The organism is Bythopirellula sp. (assembly GCF_041737835.1).
GTDB lineage: Bacteria > Planctomycetota > Planctomycetia > Pirellulales > Lacipirellulaceae > Bythopirellula.
The window spans coordinates 238,203-257,122 of sequence record NZ_JBGSQY010000001.1 but is presented as its reverse complement, the minus strand read 5'-3'; the positions used below and the strand labels follow the sequence as shown (position 1 = coordinate 257,122).

General features: G+C 53.3%; 13 protein-coding genes. 4 read left to right on the top strand and 9 right to left on the bottom strand.

The features are described from left to right. The first annotated feature begins 130 nt into the window (after nt 1-130). Nucleotides 131-2,515: a carboxylesterase family protein gene (locus AC6T8Q_RS01050; protein ID WP_500677323.1), complete on the top strand. Its 2,385-nt coding sequence runs from the start codon at nt 131-133 to the stop codon at nt 2,513-2,515. Between the two features lie 79 nt (nt 2,516-2,594). Here AC6T8Q_RS01050 and AC6T8Q_RS01045 read toward each other — a convergent pair whose 3' ends face one another. The 6 genes from AC6T8Q_RS01045 to AC6T8Q_RS01020 all read right to left on the bottom strand — a co-directional run bounded on the left by AC6T8Q_RS01045 (nt 2,595) and on the right by AC6T8Q_RS01020 (nt 11,663). Further along, nucleotides 2,595-3,482: a DUF4394 domain-containing protein gene (locus tag AC6T8Q_RS01045; RefSeq protein WP_500677322.1), complete on the bottom strand. Its 888-nt coding sequence runs from the start codon at nt 3,480-3,482 to the stop codon at nt 2,595-2,597. A 59-nt stretch (nt 3,483-3,541) separates the two neighbouring features. Then, nucleotides 3,542-4,444 carry a PEP-CTERM sorting domain-containing protein gene (locus AC6T8Q_RS01040; protein ID WP_500677321.1) on the bottom strand — a complete coding sequence of 301 codons (903 nt, stop codon included), beginning with the start codon at nt 4,442-4,444 and terminating at the stop codon, nt 3,542-3,544. A 288-nt stretch (nt 4,445-4,732) separates the two neighbouring features. Next, on the bottom strand, nt 4,733-6,598 hold the full coding sequence (locus AC6T8Q_RS01035) for a hypothetical protein (RefSeq protein WP_500677320.1): 1,866 nt from the start codon (nt 6,596-6,598) through the stop codon (nt 4,733-4,735). 450 nt (nt 6,599-7,048) lie between these two features. Further along, nucleotides 7,049-8,764, bottom strand: coding sequence for a vWA domain-containing protein (locus tag AC6T8Q_RS01030; RefSeq protein ID WP_500677319.1), 1,716 nt, complete (start codon nt 8,762-8,764; stop codon nt 7,049-7,051). Between the two features lie 87 nt (nt 8,765-8,851). After that, complete coding sequence (locus tag AC6T8Q_RS01025; protein ID WP_500677318.1) at nt 8,852-10,615, bottom strand: ABC transporter permease; 1,764 nt, start codon at nt 10,613-10,615, stop codon at nt 8,852-8,854. Nucleotides 10,616-10,703: 88 nt separating this feature from the next. Further along, complete coding sequence (locus tag AC6T8Q_RS01020) at nt 10,704-11,663, bottom strand: serine O-acetyltransferase (protein WP_500677317.1); 960 nt, start codon at nt 11,661-11,663, stop codon at nt 10,704-10,706. Nucleotides 11,664-12,099: 436 nt separating this feature from the next. Here AC6T8Q_RS01020 and AC6T8Q_RS01015 point away from each other — a divergent pair, with 436 nt between their 5' ends. Further along, nucleotides 12,100-12,477, top strand: a complete 378-nt coding sequence (locus AC6T8Q_RS01015) for a hypothetical protein (RefSeq protein WP_500677316.1) — start codon at nt 12,100-12,102, stop codon at nt 12,475-12,477. An 852-nt stretch (nt 12,478-13,329) separates the two neighbouring features. On the opposite strand, the gene AC6T8Q_RS01010 is transcribed toward AC6T8Q_RS01015, so the two are convergent. After that, nucleotides 13,330-15,915, bottom strand: coding sequence for a dynamin family protein (locus tag AC6T8Q_RS01010; protein WP_500677315.1), 2,586 nt, complete (start codon nt 15,913-15,915; stop codon nt 13,330-13,332). A 295-nt stretch (nt 15,916-16,210) separates the two neighbouring features. On the opposite strand from AC6T8Q_RS01010, the gene AC6T8Q_RS01005 reads away from it, so the two are divergent. Further along, nucleotides 16,211-16,762 (top strand): cysteine hydrolase family protein, encoded by a 552-nt coding sequence (locus AC6T8Q_RS01005; protein ID WP_500677314.1) that lies wholly within the window; start codon nt 16,211-16,213, stop codon nt 16,760-16,762. A gap of 255 nt (nt 16,763-17,017) precedes the next feature. Here the strand turns inward: AC6T8Q_RS01005 and AC6T8Q_RS01000 are convergent, their stop codons facing one another. Then, nucleotides 17,018-17,470, bottom strand: a complete 453-nt coding sequence (locus AC6T8Q_RS01000; RefSeq protein WP_500677313.1) for a hypothetical protein — start codon at nt 17,468-17,470, stop codon at nt 17,018-17,020. Between the two features lie 191 nt (nt 17,471-17,661). On the opposite strand from AC6T8Q_RS01000, the gene AC6T8Q_RS00995 reads away from it, so the two are divergent. After that, complete coding sequence (locus AC6T8Q_RS00995; RefSeq protein ID WP_500677312.1) at nt 17,662-18,321, top strand: PEP-CTERM sorting domain-containing protein; 660 nt, start codon at nt 17,662-17,664, stop codon at nt 18,319-18,321. A gap of 89 nt (nt 18,322-18,410) precedes the next feature. On the opposite strand, the gene AC6T8Q_RS00990 is transcribed toward AC6T8Q_RS00995, so the two are convergent. Continuing rightward, a complete protein-coding gene (locus AC6T8Q_RS00990) occupies nt 18,411-18,791 on the bottom strand; it encodes a winged helix-turn-helix domain-containing protein (protein ID WP_500677311.1) in 381 nt (126 codons plus the stop codon). Nucleotides 18,792-18,920 lie beyond the last annotated feature (129 nt).

Genomic DNA, 18,920 nt, shown 5'->3' with positions numbered 1-18,920 from the left:
CCAATTCTGGGACACGAAACGCGAAATTGACTGTTCCCTGGGTCAAGCCACAATGAAAACTACAGGAGTTAGCTGAGTCTCGAATCCTTGGCTTGCTATTGGCATTAATGGCATGAGAACAGACCACGGCATGACATCGTTTTTCCGATTGCGAATTCTGCTGGCCATGGTTGGCGTGTGTGTGGCGCTGTGCGTTTCGTCGACGTATGCCCAGAAAATCCAGATGAGGGACGGCCGCATTTTGCCGGGCCGGATCTTGTTGATGACGGGCGTGGCAGATGCCCCCGTGCCTCCAGCTCCGGATAAGAATGAAGAAGCCAAGGCCACACCGATTCTGTTGATCGACGACGAGTTGCGGCGTGTCTTTGTCCCCCGGGCCAATGTGGCTGCCATCATCGACGCGGCCCCTGAAAATTTAGCGAACATTAAACTCTGGCAAAAAGCGGCCAAGTCTGGCCAAGCCGTGGCGAGCGTGGGACCAAGTCTTGGTATCTCACGCTTCGACGAATTCGGGCGTCGGATTTACGAGATGCAGACGAGCCGAGGTCCGCTGGCCATTGTGCAGGGAATCACTGAGTTAACTCCGCGGTATGCCAAGGTCGAAGGCTTGTTGGGTCGGCCGGATGCCGTCGTCTGGGACATGCGCATCGCCACGAGTTCAATCCCTAAAGAAACCTTGGCCATGATTCTTGATAAGGCGGTTTCGCATGACGATCCCCAGGATTGGCTGGAGGTCGTGCGATTCTATTTGCAGGCCGAGCGATACGGAGAAGCCAGCCAAGAACTCGAAGCGATCATCAAAGCGTTTCCGGATAAAGAAGATTTGAAATCCGAAGCGAAACAAATTCGTCAAATGGGAGCGCGGCGAATTTTGAAGGAGATCCAGCTGCGCCGTGAAGCGGGACAACACGAGCTGGTCGGCCGCTTGCTGGAGGGTTTCCCGGTGGATGACGTTCCCGGCGATGCATTGCAGCAAGTTCGCGAGGCCTTGGCTAATTACCAAGCGGAGATGTCGGGAATGCAGGTCGTACGCGACCAGTTGTTGGCTCAATACGGCCAACTGGCAAGCGACGACACGCGAGCATTAGTAAAGTCGGTCGTCGATGAAATCGTCAAGGACCTCAACTACAACAACGTGGGGCGTTTGCTGTCCTTTACCAAACTGATTGACGATCCCAATTTGACGGCCGAAGATAAGATTGCGCTCGCCATTTCGGGTTGGATCCTCGGACCCGGCGAAGCGATTCAAAGTTTCGGCGAGGCAGTGCCGCTGATCGCTGTCCGCAACGTCGTCCGCAAATATTTGACCGAGCCATCCGCTCACGAACGAACCATTCTGTTGGATTCCATTCGCAGCGTCGAAGGGCTGACCGTGCCTCGGGTGGCGGCAATTCTTTCCCAACTCACTCCACCCTGGTCCGTCCCCCGGGAGGCATCTCAAGGTTTTGGTGCTTACGAATTGATGGCCGCCGGTTATTCGGAGAGCGGGGATTTTCGTTATCTCGTGCAATTGCCGCCGGAGTATGATCCCTATCGAAATTATCCCACGCTTGTGGTTCTCAATGGAGCTTACAACTCGCCCGAGCAAGAACTCGAATATTGGACAGGTCCACAACCGCGCGATGAAGAGGGAAAGCCCACTGGGCCACGCCAGGGGCAGGCCATGCGGCATGGCTATATCACGATCGCGGTTGAGTGGCTCAAACCACGGCAATACAACTACGAGTTTTCCTTGCGCGAGCATGAGGCCGTGTTAACCGTGATGCGCGACGCCAGCCGACGGTTTAGCATCGATCCCGATCGCGTGTTTCTCTCGGGTCATGGCATCGGCGGTGATGCGGCTTGGGATTTCGCAATCGCGCATCCCGATCTGTGGGCCGGGGCGATTCCTTTTCTTGCCCAGCTCGACAAGGAAGAAAAATTCATTCAGCACTATTGGGAGAATGCGGCTTACGTGCCGTTCTATTTCGTCTCAGGCGAGTTAGACGGGCTGAAAATGAAGACCAACAGCCAACTTTTCGATCAATTCCTCAGTCGGCGTATCGACAAGAAACCATTTAATGCCACGGTCGTGGAATATCATGGCCGCGGCTATGAGCCCTACCACGACGAGATTCTGAACATCTTCGATTGGATGGGTCGCCAAAAGCGTGAATGGCCGAAGAATTTTCAGTGCAACACAATGCGCGATTGGGACAACTTCTTTTGGTGGGTCGAAGCCCGTGGATTTCCTAATTCGATTACACCGGGAAATTGGCCACGCGGTTCAGCGCGGCCGACGATTCTGAAAGGCGAAGTGCTCATCGGCAACAAACTCTCCGCCCGTTCCGCTGCCGACGAAACCACGATCTGGCTTCGCCCCGAGTTGGTGGATTTCAGCAAGCCGATCCGCGTGGAACTCAACGGCAAGCGCTTAACTGGTGATACGACTCCTAGCTTGGATGTCATCTTGGAAGACGCACGCACTCGCGTCGACCGTCAACGGCCATTCTGGGCAAAGATCCAATCACCGTGATCAAATGACGACAGCACAGCTTGGCGAGAGGCCAAACTGTGCTGTCTTCTGGGGAACGTTTCAGATTTGAACGCGTGAACTAGCGTCTGCGGCGCCAACAACAAAATGAACCGAGTGCCAACATTGCCAGACTCGATGGTTCGGGGATCACATTAGCGATCGCGATATCACGGAAACTGCCATTTACACCTGTCACAGGGCCAAGCAACATGGCCGCACCAGTTGTTAAATTCACTTCATAGAGTGAGTTGACTGCAAGTCCGCCAGCAGCAAGATTGTTGCCGACCAGATAGGCATTGCCGGTTTCGCCCGAAATGTCGAATCCCGTGAAACCGCCGCTCGTGGTGAGATTGAATCCCAGCGGGCCGACGGTCTGTAATGTTCCGTTATTCGCCGGATTCTGAGTGACGAGCACGTCATTGCCCGCTTCAAGATCGAAGAGAGTCGTCGTTGTTGCGCCAGGAAAGCTGTTGGTGTAAGCACCATTCACAACGGCGGGGGCATCGCCAGCGTTCGTATCGCCGGCCACGAATGCCAGCGTGCCATCGGTCATCACAACCGTGCCCGTATCGGGATTGACGCGAAGATTGTTGGGAGCGCCACCACTGGCTAAGAGACGAATACGATCGACCGTGGGATTGAAATCGATCGCCTTGTAAGCTCCCATGGGCACCGTCGAAAGTGTCGAGCCAACTTGGCTCCGATCACCTGTCATGGGATCAATAACGTAAAGATTGTTTTGATTGCTATAGCCATACAGCTGGCCAGTCGCGGGGCGGACATCGATGCTTAAGAGAATTTCGCCAAGCAAACTAAATCCAGACAGACTTGTCGTGGAAGTTACTGCTCGCGTCTCGCTATCAAATGTGACGAGCTGTTGTAGGTTTGTTAGTCCGTAGATGGATTCTGCGGAACAGGGGGCAGCCGCGGCAATAAAGACTGCGGCGGAAAAGATGATCGATTTCATACAAGTTCCTTTAATCAAAGGTGAGTGCTATTGTGTCGTGATGGATTATTTAACAATCACTAGCGAATGTTGCGGCGCGATATAGCCAGGCTTCCGAGGCCGAGCAAAAGAGTGAGGAACGTGGCTGGTTCGGGCACAACTCCGGCATCCATCCGGCGAATCCCTTCCAAAGTGGCAAGAGGCACCACCTCGCCCCAAACCCGTAAGTTATCAAGCAACCCATCAAAGGGGTCGGCATCAACCGCCCCAAACAAGACACGCGCACCTAAGCTGAGAGCGGCGGTCTCGTTTGATGCTGGATCATTTCCTGAACCATTGGTGTTCGTTCCCGAACCGACCAGAGCGAGTGGAGTATTGACACCACCGGCATAGAAGAATACGTTCGGGCCTGGCTGCAATATCGTGCCGTCGTAGGTCACAGCAAAATTGACCCACTCTTGAGTGGCACCGAAACCAGCCGAGGTACTCGAACTATTATCCACGGCCAACACTAGATTTCCCGGGATGTTGGGATCGCCATGGATACTGACGCCGGCAACTCCGGAACGATTCGCATACAGCACCGCATTGGCGCCAATGGGCGCATTCGTGGCTGTTTTGAACCAGCCGCCAATGGTGAATTTCAGTAGGCCGTCGATCGCGTCGAAATCGGCAGCATGAGTGCCTCGACCACCGGAACTGTTCACGGTTCCGCCCATGCTGGTGGCGGCCGAGTTGTTGAAGGCGCGGTCTCCAAGTAGACCTGACACCCCACTGCCATCCCCTCCGATCACGCCAGGAGCAATGATGTTTAACGCGGGTGCCGACCCAGCAGCACTGCCATCAGCTACAGCCGTTACGGCCCCCGGTGAATCGTTAAAAGCGTAGCCTAAAATATGGTTTGCAAAACTTTGCGACGCCGAGCCGGCGACAACCAGGACTAGCAAGTTAGATAGATACCGCAAACGTAGTTGTTGAATCATGAGCTGTTTTATCCAGGTAGGAGAAAGTGGGTGGCAATTTTCTTGAACTTGCTAATTGCAGCAAAAAGGATGCAGAGATACTGCGTTGACAATCTATTTCAACGAAGAGCATCTCGCCGCCACAGTTCAATCGAGAAAGCAAGCTGTAGATAGCTACGCGAGTGGAAGTAAAGATAGATGAGCGAAATCATCAAAGAAAAGAGAATTTATTAAAGCAAAAAACCACGTTGGACCCAAAGAGTCCAACGTGGTCTATAAGTATTCATTTCAATCAGAAGCGGATAGCTCTTAGCGAACTGTCTTCTCGTCGCTCGATTCTGATTTGCTGGCCCGTGCTTGAGCGGTCTGCTTGCTCAGCGTCGCACCCACGACAAACCAACCGTCTTCGTCGCTTCGCACGACCGTGCCCGAGGGGCCAAAGTAACGGCGAACGACTTCGAACTCAGGCAGCTTCGTGCCGTCGATCTTTTGCTCACGCAAGACGGTTTCGTCGTCGGTTTCGGGAGCCAACATGCGATTCAGCACGCGACCCAGTAGAGTTTCCGATTCAGGCATCTTGCCTTGCTTGATCAATTCGTAAATTGGGCGATAGGCTTCATCGGTGCGAACGAAGAATCGGGCTGAAATCGGACCGGGCAGCAATTCCGTCATCGTGCCCTCAACTTCTTTGAAGTCCGTTGCCGTGTTCAGTTTGTCTTCCGCATTCTCGGCGGCGAGAATCTTCTTTAAGAAATCAGCATGTGAAGCAATGAACAAGTGATTGTCGGTCACACAGACGGCCGAGGAAGCAAGTGCATTACCACCCAAGGGTTGGTCTTCGGAAACAGCTTCGGGATTTTCTTCCAGCAGATCGAGGTCTTGAATAGCGATATCGATTTCAGGAATATCATCCTGAGCTTCTTCAATCTCCCAGATGGTTTTGCCTTCGAATTCACCCTTCACGGAGTTGGGTTCACTTTCCATCAACTTGGCCACCGTGGCAGCCATGGCTTTTTCGTCCTTCACTTCCAAGACGATCATAAAGCGTTCGCATTTAGGATTGATCGGCAATTCGTAGTCCGTCACGAAGGTGACACGCTCGCCAACGTGAGCGACCAAGTCGCGTTCCACGTTGATTTGCGGACCGTAAGGATCGCGTTCCAACCCTTCGACCATATTGGCGAAGGCGTCTTCATAGCCAGCGATCGCATCAAACAGCGTGCTCACGTGGTCGTAGGCATTCTGCAGATCGCAGCTCATCGTGCGAAACGAGGCCAACTGGCGGGGGATCCACTTGTTGGCCGTGAGTTCAGTCTGGTTGGGGAACTTCATCATCCGCATGGCCAACTCGTACTTTTGCTCTTCGCCAGGGATGGGGGGAGCGTAAACCGAAGTGCGGTGCAGTAACTCGTAGCTACCGTCAACTGAGAGATTCACAAAACCACCCAGAGCTTGGATCGCGTCGAAGCCTTGCTCGGAGAGAATCTTGACATAGTCCTTCCCCTTTTTCTTGGCGTCGGCCGGTTCCAAGGTTTGAACAGCACTGGCATAACCGAAGGGATTCACAAACCAACGCATGTCAGGCTTGAGATCGCCAGCTTCTTTTTGGCAACGCTCCATGGTCTGTTGATAGCCGACGACTTCCGAAAGGCTCCCTTCCTTATTTTGGAAGTGCTGGAACATTTCGTTGGCTAGTTGGGCGTTGTCAGTGGCCACCAAGATATTGTCTTTAATAAAATAGATCGTTTGACGAGCAATATCCCCTTCCTTTTGAGGAGGGATATCAAACGTCACGAACTCGGTCCCATCGTGATTGGCCGTGCTTTTCTTGCCGCTCATTTTTTCGATATCGGCATCGACCTTCTTCAAGAGCTTTTCAAGTTGACGTTGATGACCGGTGGTGTCGACGGTCATCGCGATCGCGGCACGGCCATTTTTAACCGATGCCATGCCAACGCCAATTTCACCGCCAGCGATCTCTTGGAGGTCAGAATAAGTAATGCCAAGTTTTTCCTTCGCACCGGAAATCTTTTCTTCGAGTTGCTTCTTCATCTGATCGACGAACGGTCGCATCGCATCGTCTTGAACAAGTTGGCCCAATTGGGTTTGGTGCCAATGTTCGATCAAAAGGTTAATATCTCCAACCGAGGCAAAGCCTTGCGTTTCGGCGGACATAAGCTGATCGCTCGGCACCCCCCAAGCTTGCGCAGCCAACATGGACGCCGCGATTGTGAAACATGCCGTGATACGAAGGGTGCGCGGAGCGAAACTCCGGAGTCTTTCAATTTGCACGATGAACCTGCCTGGTACGAGTCGTGGACGTGTAAGGAATGAGCCTGACCGGGAAAACGCGGTGGAATGTAGTGATTTATCGTCTGGGGGGCAAGGATTATCTTTATAAGCTAGCAAACGGCAGCAGAGCTTGCCTAATACGGCCAAAAAGCACGAATAATACAAAGCGAGACGTGTTAAAATAGGCAGACTTTGCAGGAATTTGGTGTTGGAATGTCGCATGATTGATCCCTCGGCAGTCATTATGAAATCTGTTACAGCAACAAGCCTCAAGGTTTTGGCAGTCGCTAGGGTCAACGCAATTCGAGTGCCGAGCCACCTGCATTCAAATGATCAGGCAAGAATCTCGCGCCGTCGGCGCAGATAATCCCACACGACGAAGCGGTCGAGGTCGTTCCCGGCGGTGAAGAAAACACGGCCTTTGGTGGATTCGGCAAGGCGGTAGGCGAAGCGCACGTCTTCCTCGGTTTGTGACCAACTGGGAAGCAGGAAAAGATTGATCGTGATCCCTTCGCGATGGCAGAGTTGGCCTTCGCGCATCGTGGCGGATTCGGTCCGCGGATCGGGCGGATAAAGCAGATAGAGCATCTCACCCTCAAAATGCGCCGTGGGAAGGCCATCGGTGATGAGGATGATTTGCCGATTGGGAGTGTCTTGCGTGGCCAAGAGCCGTCGAGCCGTTGAGAGCGCGTGTTGGATATTGGTGAAGTGCGGCGGCACTTGGTATTCGCTTACGTCGTCGCGACTCATGTCGGCGCGCAAACGGACCACGGGATCAAACACCGTCACCGGCTTGGGCATCAGCTCGACAATGCGACCCCGTTCCACGGGTTTGGCAAAGCTATACATCTCGACGAACTGAACGTAGTCGCCAGGATACTCACTGCGAATTAACCCTTCGAGCGCCAGGGCCATGCGTTTCACATTGATATACTGCCCGTCGTAGCGCATCGAGCCGCTCATATCCATCAACACGCAGGTTGCGCACTTGGGATTGTTACGCGTGCGATGAACTTGCATGTCGTCGGAATTAAAACGTATTGGATCGCCTGCAGTCCGACCTTCCGTTCCTTGACGAATCAACGCATTCACAAACGTGCCGGGAATGTCGAGGTGCGTGATCGAATCGCCGAACTCGTAATCTTTGGTGGCTTGCAGTTCGACGGCACCTTCACCAAGCACGGGGCCTTGGTGCCTCCCCGAGCGGGAAGATTCCAATTCGCTGAACAATCGTTCCAGCAACTTCGCCTGAAAGATGCGATAGGCTTTGGGAGTGACACGGAATTGGCCTTGGTGTTGTTCGAGTCCCTGACGTTCGGCCGTTTCGCGCAAGAAATCTTGAATCTGTTGCTGCAAGGCACTGAGTTGATCGATATCGCCGGGTTCGGCAAACTCGGCGAGAGCCTCCATATCGATGATGCCGATTTGAGCCGTCTCGCGTGCTTCCTCGAGTTGCTTGATGAGCTCGTCGATCCGCTCCAGTTCTTCCTTCACCTCAAGTGCCAGTGGAACGGTCATGGCTTCGCGGCCCGTGAACTCATAACGCGCGGCTAGCTCTTCGATTTCGTACTTGTTGCCGAGTGCTTCGATCAAGCCAACCAAGCCACGGGCAAAAGGAGAATTGTCGTCTCCCGCGGCGTACCAGAGTCGCTGGAGGTCGCGAAGCTGCTCATTGTGAATCGCCGCGCGAAATTGGTCGCGATGTCGGCGGGGGGGATCAATACTTTGCGCCTGCTCGACGTAGGCACTATGCGCACGGCGGCGAACTTTGCGCGTTTCAAAGCGTTCGAGAATCTTGCGTTTGCGTTCCTTGAGAATCGCCAGCAGGGCTTCGATGCTGGGGCCCAGTCCGGCGAATTGGCTGGGATCGATCCGCACCGCGCGGGCGAGTTCCTCTTCGGTCAACTCGCGGTGCTGGCCGTACATGAGCAGATGCTCAAAGGCCGAAGAAACCATGTCGGGGGGTGGTTGGGTGGGACTGGGAAACCGCTGGGGATCGTATTTCTGATAGGTATGGATGATCCCGCCGAGCGTATCGCGATTGGCCATGTCTTCCCCCGCATGATGTTCGTCTTGAACCAATTCATCATACGCAGACGGGGTAGAGAAAACCACCGAAGCGAATATCAGCTATTTTCACGCTGTTACCTTTGTCGGAGAAGGAAAAAGGGGCAGGCCATCCGGCTGGGACTTTGTGCGGCCGGCGTGTTGGTCGAACTCCGTGACAAGATACTTGTAGATGGCATAAGTGGCGATAGCATAGCAGGTCATTCCGATGATGAAGGCACCCATAAAAACAGGAGCTTCACGATTTATGGAATTGTCTGACATCAAAAACACGATGTTAGGATAGACCAGCAGGAAAGGTATGCAAATAGCAAGGACGAATGCCCACGATTCCCCGCCGCTTCCTCCGCCTGCCATGACCGTGCAGCAACAGAAGAGATAGCCACCCCCAACGAAGATCAAGGTCCCCAAGGTTTGGCCCATCGCGCGCAAGCTGGTCTGCGAGCGCAGCGAGAAGAGCAAACCCAGGCAGGTCGTGAAACAAGCCAACAAGGCAAACGTCAGGCATGTTCCCAGCATCGGTAGAATCGCTGATGGGTCGATAATGATGCCCAAGATCCAACTGAGGGCCAAAAGGATCAGCATCCAACGGGCACTGTAAAGATTGCCACAAAGTTTGCCCAAGATAATTTCCTTGGCGGTGAGCGGCGTCGACATCAGCGTGATCCAGGAATCGCGTTCGCGCTCTTGAGCGATAAGCCCCGCGCTGCGAGCCCCGAGGAGCAGCAACATGCCGCAGCCCAAATAGCCGGTGATTCCCATGAGGAATTCAAAGTAGTTGTCGCGGCGCCAGCTATCTTGGGCCGTAATCGATTCCATGAATGCCCAAAACATTCCAGCTAACACGCCGATCAGAATGAGTGCCATTGCGAAACACCCAATCTTGCCCATGCGAGTTGATGACGTTTTGGAATACATCTCCTTCCAAATCATCGGATACTCACCGGGCGGGCGGCGGGTTGGTTCCGTCGGTTGCTTGGAAAGTTTCTCGGCAGTGCGGGTCGACTCGGAGAGATGAACGCGCCGGACCGCAAACACTGCCAGCGACAAACTGACAACCGCCACGAGCAATTGATTGCCCACGGCCTGGAGAACTTTCGTGAGATCGAGTCCAACACCGATGGCGGAAACGTTCCCCATCGCGTTCATCAGCACGCTCATGGGATTGAGCATCAGCAGCCAACTATTGAAAGGCTGCCCAATCGTATCCCAGAGCCAGGGGGGAATGATTCTAGCCGCTTGTAGGCCCATCAAAATTGCCGGGAGCGAAAGCATCGCGAGCAACAGCATGTAAACTCGACCGACTGCATCCCGTGCTTTCGGCGACCAAACCGAGATCGCAATGCTCAAGCCTGTGACCATGATTGCCGTGCCCGCCGCGGAAAGGAATGTCACGAGCAACGCCTCGGCGGGAATTCCTCCCATTAGGCGAAAGAGAAAAAGAATCGGCAGACCCACCAAGATAAATTGGCCGAGCAGCGTGAGGCGAGCCACGGTCTTGCCGAGCACGATCTCGGTGTTCGACAAGTCGGTGGCGAACAGGTATTCAATCGTGCGGCGTTCGCGCTCGGTGGCGATCGTTCCGGCGGCCATCGCGGGACCGACCAGCAGGATCGAAAGCACTTGCAGCCAGCTAAAGCTTACGAAGAACCCAGCGGCCAGCATCGCCGAAGCACGAATCGACGGTTGGCCCGCTCGGAGATAATAAGCCGAGCTGTAGGTCGTCCACAGCACGAACAGAATCAGCAGGGCGTAGAGCACCCGCAACACAAAATAGCGCCGGCGGCGGGCCACGGAAACCAGTTCGACGCGAAATATGGGCCCAAGCAGCATGACACGGTCGCCGTGGTGATCTTCCTGTGAAGGAAATCATCGTAGCGAGACCGGCTGGAAATCACCAGCGCGAAAATGAGTAATCCGCTTAAATCTGATACTGCGTTTCGGGACGCAACTCGTCGACCACTTCGTTTCGCATTTTCAGCTTGGGTTTTTCCAGCAGCACGGTCGTGTGCGGTTCCACACTCGAAGTCAGCCAGACGTTGGAACCGATCACCGAATCGTGGCCGATGACCGTCCGTCCGCCGAGAACCGTGGCGTTGGCGTAGATCACCACACGGTCTTCGATCGTCGGATGCCGCTTCTGACCGCGGACCAATTGGCCATCGCTGTCGGTGGGAAAGCTGAGCGCACCGAGCGTCACGCCTTGATAGATCTTAACGTGCTCGCCGATCTCGCAGGTCTGTCCCAGCACGACGCCCGTGCCGTGGTCAATGAAGAAGTAGCTGCCGATCGTCGCCCCGGGATGAATATCTATGCCCGTGCGGCTATGAGCCCATTCGGTCATCATGCGTGGGATGAACGGGATCTGCAATTCGTACAGCAAGTGGGCGAGCCGATAAATCGTGATCGCTTCCAACCCCGGATAGCAGAAGATCACTTCATCGACGTTCTTGCAGGCGGGATCGCCTTCAAACGCGGCTTGCACGTCGGTGGCGAGCATTTTCCGCAGTTCGGGAAGCTGATCCAAGAATTGCAAGGTCTTCGCTTGGCCGAGGGCTTCGTAATCTTGTTCGCTGTCGCAATCGCTCGAAGCGCCGGCGTCGTGGCGCAAGGCGCGGCCGATCTGTGTCGTTAGCCGATCGTGCAAACGGTCGACCAGATCGCCCACGTAATAAGTAATGTTGCCGCGGTGCAGGCCGGTGCGGCGGCGGTAACCGGGGAACAGGATTTCGGTCAGCTCGTGCATCGCCGCGACGACTTCGTCGTAGCTAGGCAGCGGGCAATGATCGAGGTGGTTGATCGTGCCCAGGCCTTCGTAGGTTTGCACAATCCGCTCGGTAATATCCGGCAGTTGGTCTTTCAGCCGAAAATCGGTGGCCATCGTATTCTCTCTTCGCGAGTCAAAAGCGATCGGTGGGATGTTGGTAAGACAGCGCCGGCCGTGGCGCACGGTCAGAAGAAAGTCCCGGCTTAAGCCGGGCCCATACAGCAGCAACAGATTTCGTAGCGAGATGTCATCGAAAAACTCCGTTCCCGCCCAAGCTGACACCGACCGGTCACCATGAGTTCAGTCGGCATCGGGGCCTTGGCGAGTTTAACCATTTTACCGGCGTTGGCCCCGCTGGTGCGAGAGCGATCTGACTTACCAGCAGCCAAATCTTGCCCCCAACTGCCCCGGCAGAGGCATTTCCACACTCCCATTCAAGAAAAATCCCGCGCCGGCCGAGCGATTCTCGCCTTACCACGGCCTGTCGTGACATATTCTTGAAAGGGACACGTCTTGTGATTCGCACTTTGAGCGGAAAGGAGAATCACCCATGGCGCAGCTGCTCGCGATGTTCGATCCGACCTTGGTTTTTCTCGTCCTCGTTCCGGCGGCCCTCTTTATTTCCGCCTGGGCATTGCAAATGGCCTGCGCCTTCGCGGCGGTCGAGCCCCCCGACTATTGGCAAAGCCTGCTTTGCATGTTCCTAGTTGTCGTGGCCAACGTGCTGCTGCGGTTTTGGGTGAACGTTTCGATCCTGGAACCCGGCCTGGGGAGCCAGGTCCTGGGACCAGTCGCCATGACCGCCGGCATCATCGCGATCATGGTCCGCACGGGCCCCTTCTCAGCGTTGATGGTGACGATCTGCGAAGGAGGCATCTGCGCGGTGCTGTTTATTGGTTTCTCGATGTTGATGTCGGTGGTGATGTAGGAGGGGAGGGGGGCTCGGGACTTGGGGCTGGGTGTTGTGGGGCTATACTCTCTACTTGATGTGGTGGTTTTGGTTTTGGAATGCGAGAAAATTTCAGTCATTCTGAGAGAGCCTAGGCGACCGAAGAATCTAGCCTCCAGACGTTCAAGGTTTGAAGCCATATTCTTCTCTCCGTGGATTCCTCTGACTAACAGCTAACAGCTTCTTCCTCCGAACTTTGTCATCTTGTTCAACTTCATCAACTTTATCAACGCTTGGAATTGATCAAGTTGCGTATTCGAGTCGCGAATTCCTAGGCGCGAGGCGTTAGTTTTCTAGTCTGCGCAGACATTCGAGTGCCACTGTCGGCTCGCCCAACAGTGTCTTCGCAGTATCTCCGTCATTCCCGCGCAGGCAGGAATCCAGCTTCTTCTCTGGCTAACAGCTAATAGCTCCCCCCTCTGCTTTGCCAGGTTTACGAGGTTTGCTTGGTTTGCAGGCCTCCGGTTGTTGCAAAGCTGAATTTGGGACTGGGAGTTAGGGACTTGGGGCTGGAGACGAACGAATTTCTCGCGCCTCGAAACGCATTATATGGATTCGCGCGGCCAAATTCGACAAAAAACTTTGGCCACTAAGCCGCAAGGCGCTAGCCGCGGATTCTTAAATAATGAGTAGCATGGCCGCCTCGGCCGTGGGAATTTTTGAAAACACGGACCGGGGGCCCATGCTACGACGTTCTGTCACCCGCTCGTCTGCGACGCGCTCCGCCTCGCGGCTAACAAATTTCTGTGGCTGAGGTCTGTGACCTCGGATTGTGGCGGTGGGATGAACTCATAATCAGTTTGTTGATCGAAGCCAAAATAATCACAATGCTCAACGAGTTGTTTGCCACCTTTTCAATGGCCTGCCAGTCTTCTTTTCATGGCATGAAACGCAAAGTGTTTGTAAGTTGCCAAGATCATTAGCCCCACCCTTTGATAGTGGAGTAATATGGTCAGCATGTAACTCTTCTTGGTCTCCACAGACTCTACATTTCCATCCGTCAAGTTCTTTCACTGATCTCGACAATTCAAACCACTCTGGCGAGTTGGAGCTGCCTCCAGGGTAAAGCGTGTCGTGCCAAGCCCAGTAGTCTTCTTGAGAGCGATAGCGATTCTTTTTAAGAGATTCTTTTGCGGCAGAAATAGCGATTTCACGCTCATCGAGTATTTTTTCATCCTCAACTTTAGTTGTTGCTTCAACCGCATGTAAAGAATTTGTAATTTGTAGCGATGCATTATCGCTGAATTGAAGTAGTGCAGTCGAACAGGAGCTAAGTAGTTGATGAGTAGCATTGAGTACTAGCTTGTTGATGTGCTCACGAATTTCAGTAAGGTTTTGCTGAAAGCCTTGAACAAGGATGTTTCGCATTCGCGATTGGCACCCAACTCCAGCTTCCCTGGAAATGCGTTCAAATGTTGGTGATAAACACGTTTTAATATGGTTTTTTGCGGGTGTCCTAATCGACTCCAATTTTCGGACGTTTTTGTCTATGACTCGCAAAAGTTCATCGCGTTGACTAAGGGTGATTGTTTCGAGTTGCGATAAAACGTTTGCTATAGCCTCTCTAGCGCGAATATCAACAACTTGCTCAGCAAGCTGTTGGAATTTCAATTGAAGCTCGCTTGAAAATCGATCCGTAAGTTCATCAATTGCCTTTTGAATCAAATAATCGCGGTATGATGTCCAGGCTAAAATGACATCTCCAAGTAGCACGCTACAGATATCTTCGTTGATATCAACATATTGACCACTTGCGGTCATATGTTCTCCACCCTTGCGACCTGTGGCACGGAGTGTATTCCAATGTAAAAGCTCCCATTTTTCTTGCTTGTCTTTTAATCGCAAATCAGACATTCGCCATGCTTGGTCCATTCTGTGGCGGATTCCTTCTCCACCCGATTGCGCTTGATGACTAAACTTTTGAACTTGTGTTTGTACAGTATCCGCAATCCATGGCACTATTTCCTTCTCGACGCGTGTAACCAAGGCGCCAACGGATTTGCCTGCGCCTGAGCGTTGAGCTTGCAGGGTAGTTTCTTCGCGTTGAAAGTATTGGGCCAAAAGGCCCACCTCTCTTTCTAGACGAAGTTGAATATCTTCATAAAAATTGACTGCGAGGTATTCCGCAGCCATTCGATTTACGAAATCTCGCAAACCGGGGATACCTGTGGCTGAAGAATCCTCTCCGAAGTGCTCTTTAAAGCGCCTTTTTGCAGTAGGTCCAACTTTAATTCGATCCTCAAAAGCTTCATATGCTTGTGCGGAAATGAAATGTACAGGGATTTCATCCACTCGCTTTAAGAGTTCAGCTTTCTTGAGATTGTCGATATCTGATGTCGCTAATAACCTGGGATAAACAATCTCTCGTAGCATTTCTCGATAAGCAGCCTCTTGTTCGTTCTTATACTTTACGAATCCTTGCTGCCTAAGAGCTTCTTCCTCTTGCTCGGACTCCACATCATCTATTTCCGGATTAAAACTATCAAGCTTTGTGCGAATGATAAAAAGCCGCTGTCGATTGTTGGCAGACGATTCAAGGAAATCTGACAACACAGAAGATGATTTTAACCATGACAAGATATCAGGGCCGATGTTACTGTCACTGGTTACAATCGCTACGGCTTGTGCTTTATCGCGAAGGCTATTCGTTATAGCAGTGCGTTGTGGGTTAGAATCATTCGTACCCGGTAAGTCAACCAAGCTTAGATTGGGGTGCCAATTGTCAAATGGTCCAGATATTTCGCAAGATTCAACGACTGTCCAATAGACACCAGCCGTAGATAGGTAAGGTGATAAACCTTCCTTTAGCTTTTCAAATGATCCTGCTTTGGCTTCGTGAGGTCTGCCAAGTTTTTCGAGTACGTTTGATGGAATTTCAGCGGTTTTAACTTTTTCAACAAGAGTTTGGGGGTCGCTCGATGGATCGATTCCAAATAGATGAATGAACCTTTGTAAGGTGTTCAGTACATACTTAGGATCATCAGGCAATTCTTCTTCGCAATAGTGGGCCTTAGCCCTTTTCAAATAATCCTCGATTTCTTCAACTGCTGTGGTTCGGTCTGAAAGCAGTTCACTACGTCGTACAAAACTCAACTTGCAAAACCAATCAGGCGCCCATTTCAAACGTAGTATTGAGGCTGTACATGGCTTGACGTCAGAAGTTGGCAGCAACGATTGTCTGGCTAAGGCATTTAGCAACGTACTTTTGCCGTGACGACTCGGACCTAGAAAGACTATTTGAATTTCTGGGGTAATATCTAGCTTGCACTCTAGCTCTTTTAATACAGCGCGTAATCGCAGTATTTCGCCTCTGCAACCTGGAATCTTCGCCTCGGCAGCTTTAATATCAGGTTCTTCTAGCGCATGACGTATGCAGGTTATCTGCTCACGCAAGACGTCAGCTAACTGCTTGTTCATTTTGGTCCTCTTGAAGATGTCTTCGGTAACCGAACACGCGCACACACTCTGAAAAGTATGCATATCGGTTTAAAGTGGACAAGTTGCGATTTTTGGCCAGAGAGCTATAGTGCAATGCGTTCCTAGTAATAAGGGTATTTTATCTCAACCAGGCTTGTATTTTCGGCATTACGAGTTCGGAGACTCGTGCCACACTCCGAGGTCGCAGACCTCGGCTACGCGAAGAAAAACCCTCACCTAGCCTCTCCCGGAGGGAGAGGGATAGAAGGACCTCGGCTATAGAAAGGCTTGTCAGATGAATCGTGCTCTCCTTGTTATCGACGTGCAGCGGGAATACTTCGACGGCGCCTTTCCGATTCGGCATCCGGTGGGGCATTTGGAAGCGATCCTGGAAGTGATGGATGCCGCGCATGGGGCGAACATTCCCACCGTCGTGGTGCGGCATCACCAGCCCGATCCCGAGTCGCCCGTCTTTCGTAAGGAGAGCGACCTGTGGCAACTGCACAACGAAGTCGCCCAGCGGCCGCGCGATATTTTGATCGACAAGCAATTGCCGGGCTCGTTTACGGGCACGCCGCTCGATGAGTTTTTGAAAGAGCGGGGCATCGACACGGTTTCGATCGCCGGTTACATGACGCAGATCTGCTGCGACACGACGGCCCGGCAGGCCTTTCATCGCGGGTACAACGTCGAATTCTTGCGCGACGCCACGGGGACGCTCGACGTCGAAAACAAAGCGGGCTCGGTCACCGCGGAGCAACTGCACGAAGCGATCCTGGTCGCCCAGCAGATGTTTATTAGCGATGTGATAGATAAGCGGGAATGGTTGGGGAGGATCAGCTGCTAGCTATTGGCTGTTAGCTGTTAGCCAGAAGTCATTCCCAGGGTGGCATGCCCTCTGAGGCACGAAGTGGGCATGATGAGCTTTAACCAACATGTCCACTTCGGAGTACCTCAGAGGGCATGCCACCCCACTGTTAACGCATCTAACTGCAGGATCTCATCAGTAGCAGAAGCACGACCGTGCCGATCACCGATATCAGCAGCGAGCCTGCACAGCCGAGTCGATTGGAGTAGAAGCCGAACATACGCGCTGTGGCCTTTATATTGGCTTGGCTTTGTTTATGCCATTGCTTGGCGGATCGTGAGGTGGGGAATATTGGTCGTCATTGTCGATCACACGGAGCCGGTCGCCCATGTGGACCGTGCGATGATCGAGGGCCACGATCGAGAAATGTTTGAAAAAGCGATGAGCCGACGCGTTTCTGATCAGGCCTGGAAAACGCTGGATCGGCAAGCTGCCCGTTTGTTCGACATAGGCCGTCATGCTGTTGGGATCGCAGCCGATGATGCGTGAGTCGTAAGCGAGCACCGAAAAATGCACGATGGTGTCAAACGACTCGAAGAGTTCGATTTCAACTCCTACTGGACAGCAATGCGTCGGCATGCGCGTCAGCGCCGCCAACTCAGCTAAGGGTGTGCTCAAATGACCGTCGATCTCCACAGTGCCGACCAAATCGCCATATTCCGACAATGTCGGCACTTGATTTGACACGATTTTGGCCCTCCTCTGCACTCAGAGCTCCACTTGAATTGATTAGTTGTTGCAAGTGGTGGGCCAAAAGCACGCGGCAGCGGGACGCTGCCGGCTAACGGGGGATTTTCCTTTACGAGGGGCGGCAGCGCGCTCATAATGGGCCTGCCATTCGGCCTATTATCGAAACATGGAATCTGGGAGTGCCGCTAATGAAGTCGCTTAAGTTCGTCATTCTGTTGGGTGTCTGCTCTTTTCTTATGCACAACGCGCCGGCTCGGGCTACCAACTTTGCAATTCTACTGGGCGGTTGCGGCGAAGGGGGAAGCAACGAAGATTGCGACGACAAAGACGATGCTGTCGGTATCACTAATCCTTATTTCGTAGGAAACAGCAACGCGGGCGAGAATGTGGAGATTAAGGGACAGACGGATCTGCTGATTTTCAATCCCCTTCAATTTGCCAGCGCTCAGGACGTAGAACTGCGCGTAGCCTTTGGCGATTCGATCTCGATACCCGTGCCGCCCGTGCCGGGGGGGAGTTTGGTCTTTGAGGTGAATATTATCGACGTGGCGACGGGACAAAATCTCACGCGGTTTCCGGACGGTGTTGATATTAGCTTCAGTGTTCCCAAACTCGCGCATTTGCACAAAGAAGGAATCGTGCACCGCGATTTGGCGTTTCGCACTTTGAACACCAGCGTCAGCCCGCCCGTGTGGGAAGTGATGCCGAGCGGTGTGAAAACCAAAGACGGTCTTTACTGTGGCACGACCGATCACTTCAGCATCTTCGCCTTCGGGGCCGTGCCCGAGCCATCGTCGTTGGCGCTCATTGCGTTGGCGAGCGCGGGGATGTTGTGGCGGCGACGGTAAAAATATAGCGCGGTAAAAAAATAGCCCCGCGTGTGTGCGAAGCAGGACTTCGCAATCACGCCGGGCTAAATGCTTTTCAAAACGCTTTATTATTTGAGCGAGAGCTTCACGCTTTTGCCGGAGACGTTGAACTCGAGCTTTTCTTCGCGGGCGAGCCAGCCCACCGCGGCGAGTAGGAGATCGGCCGAGAGGTTCAAATCTTTTTTGATCGTGGCCAGCGATGCCTCGCTGTTCTCGGTTAGATAGTACCAGACCGCACCGGCGGTTTCGCCGATCTGATGAGTGCCGAGCGCTGTGGCAGCGGTCGAAGAATCGCCGTTGCTCGCCGCTTTGGATTCCGACTTGGCGGGTGGCTTTTTAGCAGCGGCTGGTTTCGGGGCAGCCGCGGGCTTGGGGGCTTTGGTCGTAGCTTTGGGTTCAGCAGCCGCCGAGGCGGCGGCTGTCTTCTTGGGAGTGGTCTTTTTGGCCATGGGAGGACTCCAATCTTCGGTCGAGGCAGTCAAGGTCGGGCCAGGCAGGGCGGCATCAAGCCGAGCCGACATTGTAGCTCAGACGGGGAGCGAAGCCAACTAGCTAAGCAAAGAGGTCAGAGGTCGGGG

Excerpts from the sequence above, each read along its gene's own strand:
- AC6T8Q_RS01030 (WP_500677319.1), bottom strand. The coding sequence starts at position 8,764 with ATGGCCAATCGCGATACGCTCGGCGGGATCATCCATACCTATCAGAAA.
- AC6T8Q_RS01050 (WP_500677323.1), top strand. The coding sequence starts at position 131 with ATGACATCGTTTTTCCGATTGCGAATTCTGCTGGCCATGGTTGGCGTG.
- AC6T8Q_RS01015 (WP_500677316.1), top strand. The coding sequence starts at position 12,100 with ATGGCGCAGCTGCTCGCGATGTTCGATCCGACCTTGGTTTTTCTCGTC.
- AC6T8Q_RS01035 (WP_500677320.1), bottom strand. The coding sequence starts at position 6,598 with ATGTCCGCCGAAACGCAAGGCTTTGCCTCGGTTGGAGATATTAACCTT.
- AC6T8Q_RS01025 (WP_500677318.1), bottom strand. The coding sequence starts at position 10,615 with ATGCTGCTTGGGCCCATATTTCGCGTCGAACTGGTTTCCGTGGCCCGC.
- AC6T8Q_RS00995 (WP_500677312.1), top strand. The coding sequence starts at position 17,662 with ATGAAGTCGCTTAAGTTCGTCATTCTGTTGGGTGTCTGCTCTTTTCTT.
- AC6T8Q_RS01045 (WP_500677322.1), bottom strand. The coding sequence starts at position 3,482 with ATGAAATCGATCATCTTTTCCGCCGCAGTCTTTATTGCCGCGGCTGCC.
- AC6T8Q_RS00990 (WP_500677311.1), bottom strand. The coding sequence starts at position 18,791 with ATGGCCAAAAAGACCACTCCCAAGAAGACAGCCGCCGCCTCGGCGGCT.
- AC6T8Q_RS01005 (WP_500677314.1), top strand. The coding sequence starts at position 16,211 with ATGAATCGTGCTCTCCTTGTTATCGACGTGCAGCGGGAATACTTCGAC.
- AC6T8Q_RS01040 (WP_500677321.1), bottom strand. The coding sequence starts at position 4,444 with ATGATTCAACAACTACGTTTGCGGTATCTATCTAACTTGCTAGTCCTG.
- AC6T8Q_RS01010 (WP_500677315.1), bottom strand. The coding sequence starts at position 15,915 with ATGAACAAGCAGTTAGCTGACGTCTTGCGTGAGCAGATAACCTGCATA.
- AC6T8Q_RS01020 (WP_500677317.1), bottom strand. The coding sequence starts at position 11,663 with ATGGCCACCGATTTTCGGCTGAAAGACCAACTGCCGGATATTACCGAG.